A 19001-nucleotide genomic window follows, 5' to 3' on the forward strand; every position below is an offset into this window, starting at 1 on the left:
ATTGTTAATGGGTGAAACATGTCATTTCCAATTTCGGGGGCCGGAGAGCGGACCGCCTCCACAGGCAAGGTTTTCGGGGAAAATACCGGAGCGGGGCGAGGATGATTTTCCCCGAAACCTGCAAGGCCCGACCTTGCAGGTGGAAACGGGCGGTTCCGCTACCTTTGCCCGCAGAATTGGAATGGCGGGATCATTTGCCTTTTGCACCTTTGGGCTTGGGAAAAGAAAGTTTCAGGTTAAAACTGTCGTCAAAGGTGAGTACCGCATCGAAAGAACATCCTTTCTTACCCTTGAAACCCTTGATAAGCCGGGTGGAGCCGGATGAGAAAAGCTGTTCAAGATGCCGGTCGGTCAGTTCCTTGTTCAGGAAACGGCGGAACACCAGCAGCCCGCATCCTTCACGGTCGCATTTCGCGACCTTGGACTTCACCACCACGTTGCCGGCCTTGCACTTGGGGCAGGTAAAGGCGTGTGATGACGGTTCCGGGAATTTGAGGCGCAATATCTCGCCGGTTACTTTTCCGGTGTATTCCCTGATGGAGAGCATGAAGCTGTCCGGATCGAGGGTACGTCCCTCTATCCGTGCCAGTGCCCTTTCCCATGTGCCGGTCAGCTCTGCGTCGGCCACCATCATGTCCTTCACCGATTCGTAGAGGTACAGCCCCTTTTCCGTCGGCAGGATACTCTTGCCGGAACGCTCGACATAGTTACGTTTGAACAGGGTCGTGATGATGGCGGCACGGGTGGCGGGTGTGCCGATACCCGAATCCTTGACAGTCTCACGTGCCTCTCCGTCCGTGATATCCTTTCCGCAGTTCTCCATGGCGGCAAGCAGCGTGGCTTCCGTGTAAAGCGGCCTGGGCAGGGTCTTCTTCTGCGACAGTCCGCGACCCGAGAGCGGAACCAGCCCGCCTTCGGCAAACAAGGCCGTTCCTCCGCCATCTTCCGGCTCGTCCTTTTCCCGGTCCTCCTTCCGGGCGAATACCGCCCGCCAGCCCGTGTTGACGATGAAGGCGGAGCGGGAGCGGAAATCCATGCCCCCGCACATACACTCCATGAGCAGCCGCTCCTTCTCGCAGGGTGGGGAGAAGGCTTCCAGCATCCTGCCGGCTATCAGGGTGTAGACGGCGGATTCCGCCTCGGACAACTCTTCGGGAGCGACACCCGTGATGATCAGGGCATGGTGGTCGGTCACTTTCGTGGTATCCACGCTCCGGGTGTTCAGAGCGGAAAAATCGAAAGTGCGTCCGTACTCCCTGAACAGAGGCATGGCAATGATTTTTTCCAGCAAGGCGGGTATATTCGCCATGATATCTTCGGGTATGTACCGGCTGCCCGTTCTCGGGTACGAGACCAGTTTCTTCTCGTACAGGGACTGGGCGATGGAAAGAGTCTTGTCCGCCGTAAGGTCGTGGTGGATGTTGCAGTCCTTCTGAAGGGAGGTCAGGTCATACAGAAGTGGGGCCTGCTGGAAAACCGTGCCACGCTCCACTTTGGTGATTGTCACCGCCGAGCCGGGAATGATGCGTCCGTATGCCGTTTCCGCCGCTTTCTTGTCCCCGAAGTGCTCCGGATGGATGAACAGCCGGTGCGCCTCTCCCTGCTTCAGCGTGATATGAAGCTGCCAGTATGGTGTGGAGACGAAGTTGCGGTTCTCCTTGAAGCGCGCGCATATCATGGCGAGGGTCGGGGTCTGTACCCGTCCGATGGAGTTGTTCGCCGAACCGGAGACTGCCGCCAACGCGCGGCTGGCGTTCATGCCCACCAGCCAGTCCGCCTTCGCCCTGCTGTCCGCGGCCGCATAGAGGCTGTCGTATTCATATCCTTCCCTGAGGTCTGCCATCCCCTTTCGGATGGCCTCATCGGTAAGCGAGGAGAACCACAGGCGTTTGAAAGGCTTGGTACAGCCCAGGTGGGAATATATCCACCGGAAGATGAGTTCCCCCTCACGCCCGGCATCGGTCGCCACGATGATGCTGTCACATTCGGAGAACACCCCGTCGATGACCTTGAGCTGCCTGCCGGCGGCGATGTCCGTCACCATGCCCCTGTCCGTACGTATCTGTCGTTCCACAAGACGGAACGGTTCGGGAAGCATCGGAAGGTCTTCGGCGGTGGTTCTCGTGTAGCCGTATGTTCCCGGCAATGCCAGTGATACTAAATGTCCCAGCGCCCATGTCACCATGTAGCCGTTTCCTGTTATGTAGCCGTCCTTTTTCTCTGTAGCCCCGACCACACGGGCTATCTCCTGACCGACACTCGGTTTTTCTGCTATGATTGCTATCATGATTCGGATAAGAATTAAGCCGTTTCCCGCTTGCCGGCGTACGGAGGGACGGGAAACGGCGGTTATACATTCGGTTTACATAATTATAAAGGTGGAGTTACTCTCCCACGGACTTGATGCCGAGGATTTCGAGCAGCGGGTCACCGTCCTTGCGTACCAGCTGGAGTGTGGCGTCCATCACCACGTCCACACCGAGGAGCACGAGGCTGAGCGGCATCACTTTTGTTTTCTCTCCCCTGAGCAGCGTGTCAAGTTCTCCCGACATCTCCAGCTCGTCCTTCAGGATGCCGATGCCTGCCAACTCGTCCCAGTTCACGTCCTCCGCCTTGAAAGGCGTGTTGTTTTCCTTGTTCATTTCCATGTTCTGATTCTTTAGGATTTCACATTCGTTTTACTTTTACTTTGACCGTCAGGCTATGCTCGCGCCCCTGGATTGGCGGTTTTCCTCTCCCTGTCTTTGTGCGGCGGACACCACGTTGCGCTGCGCGGCGTCGCGTCTGCGGTCGGGGTTCTCGTTGTAGAAGTCCAGCCGTCCCTGGTTGAAGTTCGCCTTGACGTACTGCGAGATGGTCTTGCCGTCATACCCCTTGATGCCCTCGACCAGTACCGCCTTGCCGCTTTGGAGGTCGGCACGCTGCTTGCGGGTAAGCTCCACGTCCCATACCTTGGCCGGTATCTTGAACTCCTCGCGCTGGTCGAAACCGTCCGGTGTGCGCGAATAGCTCAGACGGCCCGTTTCGAGGTCCGCCTTGATGAATGAGGAGAATTCCTCGCCCCTGCGGTTCACCATGCCGTTGAGGAAGATGGGCCGCCCTTCACGCAGCTCTTTCTGCTCCTCGGGAGTGACCTTCACGCCGCCTATTTCATTCGGGATGTAGATTTCCCGTGCGCCTTCAGGGGAGTCGGGATTGTAGCGGGTGTAGGACGGGCGGCCTGTCGCTTCGTCGAGCTTCACGTAGGAGGAGAACAGTTCCCCGTCCTTGCGTTTCATGCCCTCCACGAAAATGGCCTTACCCCCGTTCAAATCATCGATCTGTTTCTTGGTCAGTTCCACGCCTCCCAGATACTGCCGGTTGAAGAGCTTGTCGTTCTCGAAGATGAACTCCACGCCCCTGCGCTCGGCATTGACCTGGATGTGGGCATCGAACGGATTGCCCGATCTGGCCGTCATTCCTTCGATGAATATTTTCTTTCCTTCACGCAGGTCGTTCTGTTCCTGTTCGGTCAGTTTCACCCCGCTGATTTCACGTGGTATGAAGACATTCTCGGCTTTCATCGCCACCACCTCGTTGGTCAGCTTGTCGATGCTGACGAAAGAGGGGACATACTCGCCGTTGCGGTTTTTCAGTTCCACGACACGCCCCATGTTGCCCGTCTCAAGCAGGTTCTTCTTGTCCTCGTCAGAGAAGATGTGTCCGAAGTAGGGACGGTCGAGGTCGGGTTTCTGCCGGATACCGTGGATGCCCAGTACGATGTCCCCAGCCCGGGACTGCTGGAACGAGAGCCTCGCGTCGGTACGTAATACGGCGGAGCCGAAGTTCATGCTGATGGGCACTACCTGGTTGGTCTTGTAGCCTCTGAGCATCTGGTCGAGCAGCCCCCGTTCCTGAAGTTCCTCACGGGAGAGCCCGAAGTTCTTCAGCTGTTCCCAGTTGATCATGGACTCGTTGTAGCGGTACTGGGGCTGTTGCTGCGTGCCTCCGCCTTGGGCGGCCTGCTGCTGTGTTTCATTTTCTTTTGTCATTTCTTCTTGATTTTGATGGTTGATACTTTGGTTTTCCTTGTCGCGGGGGACAATCTCGTACTGTTTGAGGAATTCTTCCACCGCGTCTGTCTTTTTTCCGGCGGCGAGGTCTTCGATGGCCTGCCTCACTTTCGGGTCGTCCAGTGCTTTCTCCTTGACGGAGAGGATGCCGAAGCGTGTCGGGTCCTTGAGCTGGCTCCAGAAATTCTTCAGGAAATTCTCGAACATGCTGGCATAGCGGTCGATTTTCAGAAAGGAGTTTGTATGCTCCTTGTCTGCCGGAACCGTCTTGTACCTGCCGTCCTTGTCAATTTGGGACACTGCCTGTAAAATCAGTTCCATCTTGTCGAGGATAAGGATGATGTCGCTCATCTGTTCGTTCTCGGCGACTTGCGGTTTAGGGGGATCGTCCCTTCCATTTTTCTTTGCCATAACTTTGTTTTTTTAGGGTTGATAACTATGATTGTCAGTGCAAATATATAGGATGATTTCTGATATATAATTGATTTACAATACGTTGTGCTATATGTTTCACCGTTTGTCATCCTGTTTCACTGCGGGAGGAAAAGCGGGAGGCGGAAAAACGGGAAAGTCAGAGGAAAAAGCAAGGAAAAGCACCGGATTAAAAAGGCGGAAAAGGGCGGGCACACACGAATGGTAAGCCCCAGGACAAGAAAAAACGGCAGGAACGCCACGAAACCGACAAGGAGAAAACCGTATTATGCAGAGTTGCGAGCGAGCTGTCTTTAGTCCCCGCTTCCTTGTGCCGCTCTATAAGACAGGAAGAAGATTTTGTATGGGAGATGTGTTGACGGCGTAATCCATTGGGACATCAAGCACGGCAAAATACCGCCGTCAGATTGTTTTTTATCTTGTCCTATGCGTCGTAGGTCGCTTCGCTTGCTAAGTCCCGACCGTCTCCACAACTCGGACGGCGATACCGGAACGTTTTTTCGGGTGAAAAATTACCGCAGGGAATTTTTTGCCCGAAAACCGGAGGCCCGAACGTGGAAGGTATCGTCCTCCGGGTTATCTTCTTGAAGGGACTTGTCAAGCGAAGCGTGCTTATGATGGATTTTTATAGAGGAATATGGAATAAGACACCTTGATGATAAAAGTGCGCTAAAAAAGTGCAGAAGTAATCAGATTTTGATTACCTTTGCACTAAAAACGCTCGCTATGACAATAAGAGAATGGATTAGAGATAGGGAAATTGGTGGCTTTCCAACTTTTTCGGTTGATGATGTAAGGCAAACATTTCCTGATTATTCGGAGCAAGTCATCAAGAATGAATTATTCCGATTATCAAAACAAGGCATCTTATGTCCTGTGTATAAAGGCTTTTATGTCATAATTCCTCCTCAGTATGCAGCAAAAAGGATGGTTCCTCCAATATATTACATTGATCAATTGATGTCGTATCTGAATAAACCATATTATATCTGTTTATTGAATGCCGCAGAAATTTTGGGTGCAGCTCATCAACGGCCACAGAAGTTTTCTGTAATGACGGTATTCCCAAAGTCTTCCGTCTCTTCATCAAAGAATAATTCGCTTGTTTGGGGATATCGCAAGGAGATTCCATCTGATTTTTTATTGTTCAAGAATTCTGAGACAGGAGTGATATACTATTCAAATGCTGAATTGACAGCCATTGATATTGTACACTATGAACAATATATCGGTGGCCTCTCAAGGGCAGCGACCATTTTGGATGAATTAGCAGAAAAACTTGATTTTCGTAAAGCTTCCGATAACTTATTTAACTATACATCAATCGCTACTATCCAACGATTGGGATATATATTGGATGATATTTTAGAACAGAAAGAGATTGCAGAAGTGTTACATTCTGAATTATTGACATATGTCAAGCGTTTTAGATATATTCCCCTTAGTACACACAAAACTGATGAGAATGCAGAAAAGAATACTCGTTGGAAAGTTTATATAAATTCGATAATAGAAACAGACGAAATATGATAAACAGAACAGCCATTACCCAATGGAATAAGATTGTTCCTTGGAATGATAATGCACAAGTAGAACAAGACCTTATTATCTCTCGTGCATTAGTCGCTATTTTCAGTGATAAATTCCTTGCTTCACAGCTTGCGTTCAGAGGAGGAACCGCACTTCATAAATTATATCTGTCGCCACAGCCTAGATATAGTGAAGATATTGATTTAGTACAAATCACACCGGGACCGATAAAACCAATCATGTTCAAGCTAGGTGAAGTCTTAAGTTTTTTGCCTGATAGGGTTACAAAACAAAAGCGATATAACAACACGATGTTATTTCGTATGGAGTCGGAATCCCCCCCGACAATCCCCTTACGTTTGAAAATAGAGATAAATTGTTTTGAACATTTCAACGAATTGGGATTGGTTAAAGTTCCATTTGAGGTGGAGAATAGCTGGTTCTCAGGAAAATGTGAGATAACCACATATCGTTTGAACGAATTGCTGGGAACAAAATTAAGAGCATTGTATCAAAGAAAAAAAGGCCGCGACCTTTTTGATTTGTATGTTGCACTGTCGGAAGCGGTTGTGGATATTAATGAAATTTTACGTTGCTACAACCGTTATATGTCGTTTGTTGTGCAACAACCACCTACTTACAAACAGTTCATTAACAATATGGAAGAAAAAATGTTAGATCCTGATTTTTTAGGTGACACTCAGAATCTTATCCGTCCGGATAGAGAATTTAATCCACGATTGGGTTATGAACTTGTTTTGGAAAAATTGATAGAACGAATGCGGAAATAAATATAATATTATCAGATAGGACAAAATAATAGGTTATATGAACGTGGATCATTTAGATTGCCTTTTCCAAGAGTACGGATATGATGTAAAAGAAAGAACCGCATCATATAGGGTGTATTTGCTGAATCAAGGTATGTACCATGGAGCAGAAATCCAAATAATGGACGATGATATTGATGCTACTCCGATACTTGATCGTTACTCCAAATTGGGATATCATGCAAAACAACAAAGGTTCAAATCGATTGAACAAGCAGAAAGTTATTTATTTAAGGGGTTCTTTAATACACAAACTACTGCAAATGATATAAATAGAAGATATACAGAATTTGCTGCTAATCAAGTAAAACATTATTGTAATTGTGGTATTAAGTACCAGTATATCAGTATGCCATATTCTATATATAGTGAAGGTGCGGAAGATACTGTTAGTGGAACTTCAGATATCATTTCTGCAATTAAAGAAGCAATCAATAGAAAGGGGGCACATCTTGTAGTGGTAGAAGCAGCTGCTGGATTTGGTAAGACCTGTACAGCATACGAAGTATATAAATCATTTTTAGATAATAGTGAATATCAAAAGCCCATTTTTACAGAATTGTCAAGAAATAGGGATGCAAAGCAGTTTAAATATATTCTTTGGTCTGAAATTGACAAAGAGAAGGATACGACTGCTAAACAGGAATTAGTTGTTTACAATATAAAAAAAGGGAAAATCCCTCTTATTATTGATGGGTTTGACGAATTACTGTCCAAAAACATAGACAATGGAAAGGCTGGACAATTGAATGAATTTGAGCAAGTTGAAACAATGCTTTCTACCATAGGAGATTTGTTGACAGATGAAGCTAAGATTATTCTTACCTCTAGAAAAACTGCAATATTTGCAGGCGCTGAATTTGGAGATTGGGTTGATTCTTACAATGGAAACTTTGATGTTATCAGATTTCAATTAGAGAAACCCAATATTAAGCAATGGCTTTCAACAGAACGTTATGAGGAAATCATTGGAAAGAATGTTCCTTTGGATAATATTTCAAATCCTGTTCTACTAACTTATTTACGAAATATAAGCAAGGAGGATTTTAGTGATTTATTGGTTTATCCAGAAACGATTACGGATAAGTATTTTGAATATCTACTGAATCGGGAAAAAGAAAGGCAAAATCTTATTATTCGTTGGGAAGACCAAATGCAGATATTTGAAAATTTAGCCAAATCTTTTGTTGATTTTGATATAACTGGTGAAAATAGAAGTTTCGTCAAAGAACTGATTATAGAATATAACAAGTCACGTCTTTTGTATTATAAAGAGTTGACACCGACAAAACAAACTTTGGATGAACTTGCTGACACACTTACAAATCATGCCCTATTAGATAGAACAGGGAATAAAGATTTTATAACTTTTATCAATGAATTTATTTTTGGGTATTTGCTCGGAAAATCAATTCAGAAAGAACCTGTCACATTTTTGCAAAAACTTAACCCTATACCTGAGCATCTAATCGAACTGGCAATTTACGCATACAAATATTCTTCCAATGATGATAAATTAAAATTATGGGATAAGTTTTCTGTTATAAAAGATAAAATGTCTTTGTATTTGGCTGTTACCACAGATTGCATTCTTTTAAAGAAAGTAACAGGTAATTATAAATGTGCAGGATTGAATTCTTTCCATTTTGAAGATATTAATATCCTTAGTGAAGAATGTAAGTTTGTAGAAACTTCGTTTGTCGATTCTGTTTTTGAGAGATGCACTTTTGATGTAAACGCTTTTTATAATGTTACATTTACAGGATGCAAATTTATTGATTGTGATGTGAATAGTGATTTGTCTTCTGGTTCTAACAATATTCATTGTTATGGATGCGATGACTATAACACTGGCTTTATATCTTCTTTGGTAAAAGTTACGACATCTTCTGTTTTGCAGAAACAAGAAGATATAGATCTAGAGATTGAAATACTTAGCAAGTATTTTAAAGTTGATGGAAAATCTCCCAAAATGAGGTATATCTCTACCCTTAGAAAAGAATTTGGAGAAAAGAATTTGGATGTCGTTTTTGCAACTTTTGAATTATTAAAGAAAAAAGGAATGATTCTGATTGACGGGAATAATTCGCACATTTCAAAATCAGGTATTGCATATTATCATAAGAACATACAAGTATGAGTGCAGGAAATAAAGTTTTGAGGGATATAGTTACAGATTTGGAGGCTGTCTTGAACAAATGTGGCGTAATGTACCATGTGTTTTATCGTACTAAGTCAGAAATGTCTATTAAAAATAAACTTGAGAAAAAATCTGAAGAATATCGTAAATCCAACAAGAAGATGCAAGATTTATTGGCTCTTCGTATTACTTTGTATTTTACGGATGATGTAGAACTTGTTCACAACTATCTAAAAAGTCAGTCCAATTTTGACAGTGAATCTGTTGATGAAGCCGAAGTTGATAAATTCTGTCCCAAAAGACTAAATTTAATTATGCGTGTTCCAAATAATCTTCAGCAAGATATGAAAGCGGCAATAAAAGAAACTGGTTATGAAGATTTAATTGATAACACTTATGAAGTTCAAATCAGAACTATTTTATCGGAAGGTTGGCACGAAGTTGAACATGATTTACGTTATAAATGCAAAGAAGAGTGGAATGAATTTAAAGAGGAATCCAGACTTCTGAACGGAATTTATGCTACCTTGGAAAGTAGTGAATGGTCAATGCTTACATTATTTGACAGACTTTCATATTCCCAGTATAAAAATAAAGTTTGGAATAGTATGTTACGCAATAAGATGAGAGTTCGTTTTGCTGATAAAGGTTTGTCAGAAGAACTTTGTAAATATTTGTCAAACAATAATAAAACTGCAAAATTATTGTATCGTGCAAATAGAACCAAAATATTGAAATTAGTAATGGAAAAAGGCTTTGCATACCCTCTCACTTATGATACTGTGTTACATCTTATCAATCATATTATTGTAAAAGATAAAATATTAGCGAATTTTGAAGATAAAGTTTTGAAACGAGATATGGATATAATGTTTGGTGAATTATAGCAGTAGTTGATATTAGCACCATTTTTACTCACTCAAATAAACAAAAATGGTGCTTTTTATGGTCTTACTTTTTTACATATGTATGCTCCATCCGTGGAACGGTTCCATGACTACGGCAAAAGATTCATCCGGTCTGCTTTAGTAGAATTATAAGAAAAACTTCTGTCTTGCATGAGCCCGTTCCAATACATGCAGATTGCCGTATCCGATGGATTTCAGTTCTACCAGCAGGCTCCTGTATTCTTTTTCCGTCGCGGGCAGTGTCCCGGAGATGATTCCCTTGTAATCGGCTGCGCCATGCTGTCCCGCATGCATGTAGGATGTGATTGTATTTTCGGATTCGTTCCACGGTATATATGGAAAGAGAGCAATTACCCCGCCTTCCTTGAACCGTCTGAACACTACCTTAATAGGTGTTTCCATATCAGTCTGTTGTCTATCCGTATATAATCTTATCCATTTCCCTATCGGGAAACGTGCATAATTCTTCGTTGGTACAATAGTAACGGATATTCTCGTCCTGTTCGACAGCTTCGTCCAAAAGGTTTCGCATGTCATTTTCCAGTTCATGTCCCAGCTCCTCCACCGATATCGTATAGGTTTCCATGCCGGTCGTAATCTCACGCGACGGGTATGCCTTGCCTTTGTAGAAAATTGTACCGATCTCTATGTCTTCGCCACGCCCGGCCATCCTGTCAAGGTATTCCTTGATAATATCCCCATGACACGGATGCGGTTTACAGAAGCATCCCAGAGTCTTTCCCTGCAACTCATGAACCCTGCGCCTGTATTCCGCATCGTTCACCAGCCTCCTGTAAAAATATTCGCGGAATCCGGCCAGTGTCCCGCCCCGGATCATGTCCTGCTTCAGCCTGAACGGATTACCGAAATACCCGTCTTGCCCTTTACCGGCACGACCGATATACACATCGTATGCCTCCTTACGGATATTCACTACTCTTGTATGTTTTCTGTTATCTGCCATACTCATTTGATTTTTAGTTATGATTCCGTTATGAAAGTGACCTTGTAGGTCTTACATGCTTTCCCGAAAGCGGGATTGGTGTCAAATTCCTTGTATGACTCCCAATCCACCGACATGGTGTAGCCGTTCGGAAAGTTTTCGGCGATGAACTTGGTTATCATTTTCTTGTCCTCATCAGACAGGAACAGTTCCTCCCGGGTGCCGTACTCCAATGCAAAAATCGCCCATTCGGGAATGTTGTCCCAAACGAGCGTCTTGCTGTTATTGCCATTCATAATCCTGCTGTTTATTGCTGTGATACCATAAGCTCTTTGATAATGTCGTCGAGCTCTGTTTCCCACTTGTCCGTTCCGTCAATCAGCGAGGGATAGGTAAGCTGTTTCCACTGCCGGTAATCGAAGAGTTTCATACGCAGCGGATAGTAGTCGAAAAGTTTCCGACCTTCGGAGAATACTCTCAAATGGTTTGTCCCGACTTCCATCAGCCTCAGACCATAACGTCCAATGATTTCGTGGAACCTTTTCATCGGGGTGAAGTTACTTCTGCTCATACCTTTTTATTTTTGAGTTAAACATTTCACGGCTCGTGAGCCGGTATTTTATTTCTTGCCTGCCTCGCTGTCCCGTGCCGGATTGTGCAAGGCTTTCCGGAAAAATACCGCAAGCGGAGCGCGGAAGATTTTTGCGGAAACCCGTAAGGGCTCGGCCTTGCTCAATCCTGACAGGCACGGGGCGACCTTTGCAGGCTGAAATAAAACAGCGGTATCCTATTCCTCCTTCCTGTCGCTGTCTTCTTTGGGTATCAGGTGCTGTAAATCAGGATCGGTCTTGATGCGTTGCATTTCATCTTCAATTATTTGCAGCACGTCCGCCTTGATACGTGAATAGTTACGCTCTATCTGCTGCTGCATGATGTCGTTGCCGTCCGCATCCTTGAACTCGTTGATGACGGGTATCTTCTTGTAGGCTTTCGTTTCCGCCGCTACTTTCTCGTTGTCAACTATGATACGGGCATGGAAAATCTTCTGGTCTATCTCTTCCCCGAAGTTGTCCGCCACACTGCCCACGAATGTGCCCTGCGAGAGGTTGGCTATCTTGGATGCCGGTATCAGCGAGTCCAGCTGCGTGTTGATGGAGGTGGATGTGTCCTGCCTGTTGATGGAGATGGACTGCCGTTGCTGGAGAATCTTGCCGAAACGTTCCGAAAGGCTTTTGGCCGTTTCCCCGACCACCTGCCCGGAGAAGATATTCCCGACTGTATTTTGGATCACTTTCGCCTCTTTTTCACCGTAGTCACGGGTCAGCTGGGAGAAGTCCTGGAAACCGAGACAGACAGCCACCTTGTTGCTTCGGGCGGTGGCTATCAGGTTATCGATACCACGGAAATAGATGGTCGGAAGCTCGTCTATGATGATGGAACTCTTGAGTTGCCCTTTCTTGTTTACCAGCTTTACAATGCGGCTGTTGTACAGTCCCAATGCCGCCGAATAGATGTTCTGTCTGTCCGGATTATTTCCCACGCAAAGGATTTTCGGGTGTTCGGGATTGTTCAGGTCCAATGTAAAATCATCGCCGGTCATTACCCAGTATAGCTGCGGTGAAATCATCCTTGAAAGCGGGATTTTTGCGCTCGCTATCTGGCCCTGTAACTGGTCCTGTGCGCCTCCTTGCCAGGCATCCATAAAGGGAGAGAGGTAGTTTTCGAGGGACGGGTATGAGGTCAGGATTGTAAATATATCTGCGTACGGTTTATTCAGAAACTCTATTGCGTGAGGGAAGGTACAGTATTTGCCATCCTTGTAAATCCGCAAATACCAGATAATGGCTGCGAGCAGGATAATCGGAGATTCCACAAAGAAGTCACCCTGTTTCTGAATCCAGGTCTTGTTCAGATTCAAGAGTATGGTGTAGGCCGATTCGTAAGCGTCGGATATGTCCGCCATGAATTTCGGGTTGATGGGATTACAGCGGTGGCTGCGTCTCGGGTCATCAAAATTTATCACGTAGAATTCCGGTCTGACCCTGTACTTGTCAATGTTTTTAAGCAGTTCGTTATAGGCAATGACCGAGAGGTCATCAAATTTGTAATCGTACAAATATAAAGCGAATCCCTTGGAAATCATCTGTTTGATGTAGTTGTTCACCACCGCGTAGGACTTCCCACTGCCAGGCGTTCCAAGCACGATGGACGCACGAAAAACGTTTACAACGTTGATCCATCCGTCCCATTCCTTGCCCTGATACACGAACTTGGTCGGCAAATTTACAGAATACTCGTTTTCCATCAAGTGTGTCTCCTGCATGAAACTCTCGTTGGCGGTATTGAACACGTCCTCCATCAGGTTGTGTTTCAGCATACGGCTTATCCATACGCCCGACATCAAAAGAAGGATGTACCCGGCGGTCAGCGTTACCGTGTAAATGGCGGCGTCAACTGTCGGACTGAACGGCAGGTCGAACATCCACCAGTTCATGAAGAACAATACAAGCCCCGAAAGGAAGGCGGTATATATTTTCCGCCAGGTCATCTTCTGGTTTTTCACGCCCTTCGTGCCCAAACATGACAGCGCAAGGAATATGACGGCGAACACTTTTGTCACCAGCAGGTTGCTGAAAAGCCCCGCCGTCCTCTGGAAATTCAGTAGTATCTTATCGACCACTCCGATATTGATACCCGCATCCACGAATGCCCGGTAACAGAACCAATAGACGTGGATGACAACAAACACGATGGATATGGCACGCATGAATTCCATGACCTTTGCCAGTCCTCTCAAATCATCTTCCTGTTGCATAACGATATAATTTTAATGGTGAATGAATATTGTTTTTAGGAGATGCCCCGTGAGCGGCGTTTCTTTTTCTTCTTGTGATACAGCCTGCGTGCAAGAGCCTCTTCCTGCGGGTCGGGACCGTTTGCTTCAAAGTCGAAGATCCCGAAAGCCTGTTCTATGGCACTTTCCATGTCGGAGGAGAATCCGCTTTGCAGACCGGTGTCCGGCATGGGCGCATCCAGATTCGGGATATTGCCCGGATTATTAAAGAGGCGCTCAAAGGCATTTGCCGAGAACTCCTTTCCGAGCCGCGAGCCGTTATAGACCTCCCTGTTCCTGTGGTCGATGAAGGTCGCGCCGTAAATGCGTCCTTCCCCGTTCTCCCGGAACACCACGTCTATTCCCCGGCCGTTCAAGAGGCGGATGAAATCCTCCCGGTTGCCACGGCATCCATGCATGGCGAGTGCAATCTCGTTCCGTATTTTGGGCTGCCGTTTTTTGTTCTTGTATTCACGGGTATTGTAACCAATACGCTTTTCCAGTCCTTCATAACCGAAGCGTTTTCCGATAAGGGAGGACTTGATGGGCGTACATACCGGTTTGCCTGTATTGTCTGTCATGGTATAGACAATGCCGTTGTAAGGTGTCCCTTCAAATTCGCCCCTAACCTGTTTCGCCTCGATGTTAAAGCAGGACAGCAACGCGCTGTACTCTCCGAATGACTGGAAACGGTAAGTGGAGAACACGCTTTTAAGGATGTTGGAAACCTGTTGCTTTACATCGCCATTCTGATAGTCCGCTTTCTTCAGATATGGTTCCAGCAGTTCCCTGCGTTTGTCCTCCACCTGTTTCAGACCGAATTTTCTTTCCAGTTCCCGACAGGCCTTCATCGAGCGGTTCCATTCGTAGGCATCGTCAATCTTTTCCCCTTTCTCGTTCACGCAGGTGGAAACGATATGGATATGCCTGCGGCCGATGTCCTCGTGAATATATACAATGTAAGGCTGGTCGCCGTAGCCCATGCGTTGCATATACTCCCTTGCCAAATCCGCAAATTGGGAATCGGTGAGACGGTCATCCACCGAAGGATTGAGCGATATGTGTAGCACCGGCTTCTCCGTGTTCCTGTTGGCAAGCAGGTAATTTTCGAATGCCCAGAGCGTGTTCCTCATGACCTGTTCCGGATTGCCCGTGACATCGGCAATCATGCGGTTTCCCGAAATGATGCGTGCCGTTGACTCGTTCACTTTCTGCTGGTTGTAGATGACAGCCCCGTAGAGCGACGCGCCCCTGTTGATTTTTGCCACCATGTCATTCCTCCTCCCTCTGTTTTTTGATAAGGTAGGTTTCTTCAAACTCACGGGTTAGCATGATGATCCGCTTGCTCAGCACCACCAGATCTATGGTCACCTTTTCCAGATTGCGAAGCAGGGCGTATGCCCGTTTCTCCCCGAAATTGGTCTTGATTGCCTTTACCGCCTGGTTGTAGTTGTTGCCTACGGCCTGGAACTGATGGTAGAAATTGGTAAGACGGACGTAGTAGTCCATTGCTGCCTTGTCGATTCTGACCACCTTGATTTCCTTGTTCAGAAGTACCGATTTAATAAACCTCGCACGGTAAGCCATACCCGATTTCTGGAATGAGAGTTCAAATTGCGCGTTCTCCCGTGAATTGAATTTGATACCGTAGCGGTACACGGCAGGGTCGGATTTTGATTTCCGCCCTACACCTTTTCTTGCTTTTCTGTTCTTGTTTTCTTCCATACGCATTGAGTTTTTTCAGTTTCTGATCTTCCGTCATGGATTTCCGACTTTGGAGGAAATCCCTCCCGAGCCGTCAGGCGAGCGGCAAGTTGTTTTGGGTTGCCCGAAATATTTCGGGCTGCCGAAAACACAACTTGCTATTACCGCTTGGTAATGAATTTTCCTTCGTCAAATTGTGTTTTGACCTTCAGCCTCATTCTTCGGCTTCGGAAAGCCCTCGCAGCCGTATCCGTTCCGTTGTCGGTGCAAAGTTATGGCAGTTTATTCTGTTGTAAAATAGCAAGTTATATGTAACATGATGACATATGGTGACACAGGTCGTCACCTCCCTTGAAACATGGTGGAAGTATGGGAAAATACCATTTTATTTGCAGCGTGAACGGTAAAACAAACCAATAGTCAAGTAACTGTCCGTTGTATTGCCGGTTAGCGAAAGCACTTGTTGTAACAGGCGGGTAATGATTGGATGCTTGCTTTGTTAAGGCAGAGAACTATCGGTTGGTCGGTTTGCCGGTTGGTGAGCACAAAGCAACCGTATCACTAACAAACCATGTCACAAAGCAAACAACAGACAAGTAAAACAATAGTATAATAAACCATTAAAAAAGTTCAGTTATGAAGAAGAATCCGTTATTCGTTGCGGTCAGCAATCAAAAGGGTGGGGTCGGCAAAAGTACCATGTTGATAACGCTTGCCAGTCTCCTGAATTATTCGATGGGCAAGAATGTGGCCATCGTTGATTGTGACTCCACCCAGCGTAGCCTGTTCAATCTGAGGGAACGGGACATGGAGATGGTGGAGATAAACAAGAAGTACATGGTGTTGCTGGAGGAACAGAGACTCAGGGGATGTAGGATTTATCCTATCAGGCAGGCAAAACCGGAGAATGCACGCCAGGTGGCCGGAGAGTTGGCGGCAAAAGCAGATTTTGATATCGTTTTCATAGATCTGCCGGGATCTATGGACATATCCGGCGTTTTGCAGACCATTTTCAATGTGGATTATGTATTGACCCCCATTGCCGCTGACAATTTTGTCATGGACAGCAGTTTTGTCTTTGCCAAAAGCGTCATGAAGTGTGCGGAAAACCGGAATAACATTCCCTTAAAAGACGTGTTCCTGTTCTGGACCAAGGTCAAGAAAAGAAGCAACACCGAGGTGCTTGACAACTATATGGCACTGATGAAGAAACAGGGGTTGAAAATTCTGGATTCAATGATTCCCGATCTCTGCCGCTATGACAAGGAACTGTCATCCCGGACACGCACCTATTTCCGCTGTTCGCTCCTTCCACCGCCGGCAGGACAGCTTAAAGGCAGCGGATTGCAGGAACTGGCAAACGAACTGATTGTAAAATTTAACCTGTAATTGAGATATGGCAAAGAAAATTGTAAAAGTGAATGAAGAAAAAATCAGGGGGTATATGGTCGGTGACATTCCTGATGCCATCGAGAACGAGGATATCATAGTGGTTGAGGTTCCGGAAGAGGGAAACAATGAAAGGCAGGATACGGAAAAAGAAACTGCCCGGAAAAATTCCAAATCTTGCAATATGCCTAAAAGTGACAGTAACTTTCGTCAAAAGTATCTGGTGAATACCCCCATGCCCGGACGTATCCAGGTGTACCTGAACCGCAAGCTGTACGACGAGATAAAGAATTATCTCAATGTGATAGCTCCCGAAGTAAGTATTGCGAGCTATATCAGTAACATCATAGCCGAGCATATAGAACTCAACATCGAGGAAATCACCCGAATGTATAAAGACCGTTTTTCACCCCCTAAAATTCAATAGTCATGGAAACAACATTAATTTATTTTTCAGTAAAAGCCGTGTCGGCAACTTATATATTATATAAGGTATGGATGTTTATATTCAGTCCGAAAGTTTATAAATTCTGGAACAATCAGCTTCGTTATATGCGCATTGCACGTATCCGGTTATGGAAATCACGCAAAAAACGGATGGCGGAAAAAGCAAGGAAAGCCCGGTATAGGGCAAGACTGGACAAGGCTGAAGCATGGATCGCACAAGCGGAGAACGATATCCTTAAAGTCGGGCATGAAAAGAATACCGAAACGCAGCCGAATCCCCTGAACGAGTACAATGAAGTAATCGGCAAGACGAAGATAGTCTATCTTGAAGACCCGGAAGTGGCGAGAAAAACTCCCACACGTTCTGAGCCTATGAAAAAGGAACCCATAGAGGAGGATGAGGATATAAATCCGGATGACGTGATTGATGACTTTACTCCCAAAAAAGGACTGACAGAATCGGAAAAACGGGAACTTATGTCAAATGACGGGTGCGTTCCTGACCCGGATTTTTCAAGGGCATTGACTTTTGAGGAACTGGACAATGTCGCTGATGTGCTTATTTCGGGGACGGATGACAGAAAGAAAATCCGAAATGCTGCCGAAACCTTGTACCAACTTCAGGATACAGACCTGTTCAGGTTCTTTTCAACCGAATTGAGTACTCAAAGCCAATTGGAAAAACTGCTTAGGGAAAATATGCCAAATGGAAAAGAGACATCAAAACAGTCTTTGGAACAGATTGGAATTGATTGGAATAAATACATGTAAATATGGAATCGAATGAGAAAAACAAAAAAACAACAAGCAATGCCGAAGTCAGAAGCAGAATCTTTTGGCATAAAAAGAAATCCTGCAATTCGTGCCCCACGCATCTATCTATCTGAAGAAGAAGTCATCAGAATTATGCGGAAAGAAGCCGCTATCAAAAAGAAGATAGGAAATCTTATTGATAGTATGCTTTGTGATGATTCACAAATTTCAGCAATGGATAATATAAAAAATAAGACAGAGGCATTCGATATAGATGAATTCGTTTAATTGTTTCTTTTTGCTGTCATAGTTTCAGAAGGCATGTCGATGTGATATCGGTGTGCTTTCTCTATGTCAGATTCCTTTTCCGGTTCTGAGGTGTAGACAATGTATAAAACGTGTAAAATGAACAGAAGCGAAGTGTGAAAGCCGGCTTTCACACTTCGCTTTTCCATTCCAATACAGACAGCCGCTATTTCATCCTTTCATAAAGATTGAGACCGGTTTGCCGCTTTCAAACGCCTTGCTCACCGTGTAGTATGTTCCCCCTTTCGGCTAAAGATTCCCAATAGGCTATGACTGTATCCGCTTTACGCACCATGTATTCATTCCTGCGAAAGTAGCCGCGGAAACGGGGCTGCCTTTGCCGGAAGGAATGAAATTCCACTTTCTTCTTATCCCTGTTTTTCTGTTTAACATTGATGGAAAAGCCCTTTTTGAACAGCTCAAAATCTTTTTCCGATGTAACGTGATGTCATACGGTGTCACATATCGTATAGTCTGTAAATCAATAGATTAAGCATTATATATTCGCAGTCGAAATCATTTTTTGTTTCACCAATTAAAAGTTTCGACACATGAAAAAAAGATTCTTTTTGGCAGCCATGACGCTGCTGGTTTCAATGGGGGCATCCGCCCAGGGCAACGGTATCGGTGGAATTACGGAAGCTACCAATATGGTCACTTCGTATTTCGATCCCGGCACCAAGCTGATTTACGCCATCGGTGCCGTTATCGGCCTTATCGGAGGCGTGAAAGTC

19 protein-coding genes are annotated in these 19001 nt (G+C 45.5%); 9 read left to right on the top strand and 10 right to left on the bottom strand.

The genetic code is table 11. The features are described from left to right. Positions 1–190 precede the first annotated feature (190 nt). From BSCG_RS01315 to BSCG_RS01305, 3 genes are all read right to left on the bottom strand, one after another. Complete coding sequence (locus BSCG_RS01315) at positions 191–2287, bottom strand: type IA DNA topoisomerase (protein ID WP_008777471.1); 2097 nt, start codon at positions 2285–2287, stop codon at positions 191–193. A 97-nt stretch (positions 2288–2384) separates the two neighbouring features. Further along, entirely contained in the window at positions 2385–2648 is a 264-nt protein-coding gene (locus BSCG_RS01310) for a DUF4099 domain-containing protein (RefSeq protein ID WP_004310026.1), read from the bottom strand. A gap of 48 nt (positions 2649–2696) precedes the next feature. Beyond that, positions 2697–4463, bottom strand: a complete 1767-nt coding sequence (locus BSCG_RS01305) for a DUF3945 domain-containing protein (RefSeq protein ID WP_008777472.1) — start codon at positions 4461–4463, stop codon at positions 2697–2699. A gap of 747 nt (positions 4464–5210) precedes the next feature. On the opposite strand from BSCG_RS01305, the gene BSCG_RS01300 reads away from it, so the two are divergent. The 4 genes from BSCG_RS01300 to BSCG_RS01285 are packed head-to-tail and all read left to right on the top strand — an operon-like array spanning position 5211 to position 9871. After that, positions 5211–6014: a type IV toxin-antitoxin system AbiEi family antitoxin gene (locus BSCG_RS01300; RefSeq protein ID WP_005680449.1), complete on the top strand. Its 804-nt coding sequence runs from the start codon at positions 5211–5213 to the stop codon at positions 6012–6014. Then, the gene (locus BSCG_RS01295; protein ID WP_008777473.1) at positions 6011–6805 is read left to right on the top strand and encodes a nucleotidyl transferase AbiEii/AbiGii toxin family protein; all 795 of its coding nucleotides are present in this window, start codon (positions 6011–6013) and stop codon (positions 6803–6805) included. Before BSCG_RS01300 ends, BSCG_RS01295 begins: the two co-directional genes overlap by 4 nt. A 37-nt stretch (positions 6806–6842) precedes the next feature. Next, positions 6843–8984, top strand: a complete 2142-nt coding sequence (locus tag BSCG_RS01290; protein WP_005680452.1) for an NACHT domain-containing protein — start codon at positions 6843–6845, stop codon at positions 8982–8984. Beyond that, on the top strand, positions 8981–9871 hold the full coding sequence (locus tag BSCG_RS01285) for a GTP pyrophosphokinase family protein (RefSeq protein WP_008777475.1): 891 nt from the start codon (positions 8981–8983) through the stop codon (positions 9869–9871). The genes BSCG_RS01290 and BSCG_RS01285 overlap by 4 nt, the downstream gene beginning before the upstream one ends. 147 nt (positions 9872–10018) lie before the next feature. Here BSCG_RS01285 and BSCG_RS0128115 read toward each other — a convergent pair whose 3' ends face one another. From BSCG_RS0128115 to mobA, 7 genes are all read right to left on the bottom strand, one after another. Then, positions 10019–10294, bottom strand: a complete 276-nt coding sequence (locus BSCG_RS0128115; protein ID WP_032837620.1) for a hypothetical protein — start codon at positions 10292–10294, stop codon at positions 10019–10021. Between the two features lie 13 nt (positions 10295–10307). Beyond that, complete coding sequence (locus BSCG_RS01280; RefSeq protein WP_032846768.1) at positions 10308–10856, bottom strand: DUF4326 domain-containing protein; 549 nt, start codon at positions 10854–10856, stop codon at positions 10308–10310. Positions 10857–10873: 17 nt separating this feature from the next. Beyond that, complete coding sequence (locus BSCG_RS0128120) at positions 10874–11131, bottom strand: DUF6926 domain-containing protein (protein WP_005680456.1); 258 nt, start codon at positions 11129–11131, stop codon at positions 10874–10876. A gap of 11 nt (positions 11132–11142) precedes the next feature. Next, complete coding sequence (locus BSCG_RS01275; RefSeq protein ID WP_005680457.1) at positions 11143–11406, bottom strand: hypothetical protein; 264 nt, start codon at positions 11404–11406, stop codon at positions 11143–11145. A gap of 216 nt (positions 11407–11622) precedes the next feature. Beyond that, on the bottom strand, positions 11623–13650 hold the full coding sequence (gene mobC, locus BSCG_RS01270) for a conjugal transfer protein MobC (RefSeq protein WP_008765488.1): 2028 nt from the start codon (positions 13648–13650) through the stop codon (positions 11623–11625). A 35-nt stretch (positions 13651–13685) separates the two neighbouring features. Continuing rightward, the gene (gene mobB / locus BSCG_RS01265; RefSeq protein ID WP_005680459.1) at positions 13686–14939 is read right to left on the bottom strand and encodes a conjugal transfer protein MobB; all 1254 of its coding nucleotides are present in this window, start codon (positions 14937–14939) and stop codon (positions 13686–13688) included. Between the two features lies 1 nt (position 14940). Beyond that, positions 14941–15399: a conjugal transfer protein MobA gene (gene mobA / locus BSCG_RS01260; RefSeq protein WP_004310651.1), complete on the bottom strand. Its 459-nt coding sequence runs from the start codon at positions 15397–15399 to the stop codon at positions 14941–14943. A 609-nt stretch (positions 15400–16008) separates the two neighbouring features. On the opposite strand from mobA, the gene BSCG_RS01255 reads away from it, so the two are divergent. From BSCG_RS01255 to BSCG_RS0128125, 5 genes are all read left to right on the top strand, one after another. After that, on the top strand, positions 16009–16761 hold the full coding sequence (locus BSCG_RS01255; protein ID WP_004310649.1) for a ParA family protein: 753 nt from the start codon (positions 16009–16011) through the stop codon (positions 16759–16761). 7 nt (positions 16762–16768) lie between these two features. After that, on the top strand, positions 16769–17188 hold the full coding sequence (locus BSCG_RS01250; RefSeq protein ID WP_004310648.1) for a DUF3408 domain-containing protein: 420 nt from the start codon (positions 16769–16771) through the stop codon (positions 17186–17188). Between the two features lie 2 nt (positions 17189–17190). After that, entirely contained in the window at positions 17191–17979 is a 789-nt protein-coding gene (locus BSCG_RS01245) for a DUF4122 family protein (RefSeq protein ID WP_005680463.1), read from the top strand. A 12-nt stretch (positions 17980–17991) separates the two neighbouring features. Further along, positions 17992–18249: a hypothetical protein gene (locus BSCG_RS01240; protein WP_005680464.1), complete on the top strand. Its 258-nt coding sequence runs from the start codon at positions 17992–17994 to the stop codon at positions 18247–18249. A 569-nt stretch (positions 18250–18818) separates the two neighbouring features. Then, positions 18819–19001: DUF4134 family protein (locus tag BSCG_RS0128125; RefSeq protein WP_032849863.1), on the top strand; the 183-nt coding region annotated here is incomplete at its 3' end.

It is taken from the genome of Bacteroides sp. 2_2_4 (genome assembly GCF_000157055.1).
Lineage (GTDB): Bacteria > Bacteroidota > Bacteroidia > Bacteroidales > Bacteroidaceae > Bacteroides > Bacteroides ovatus.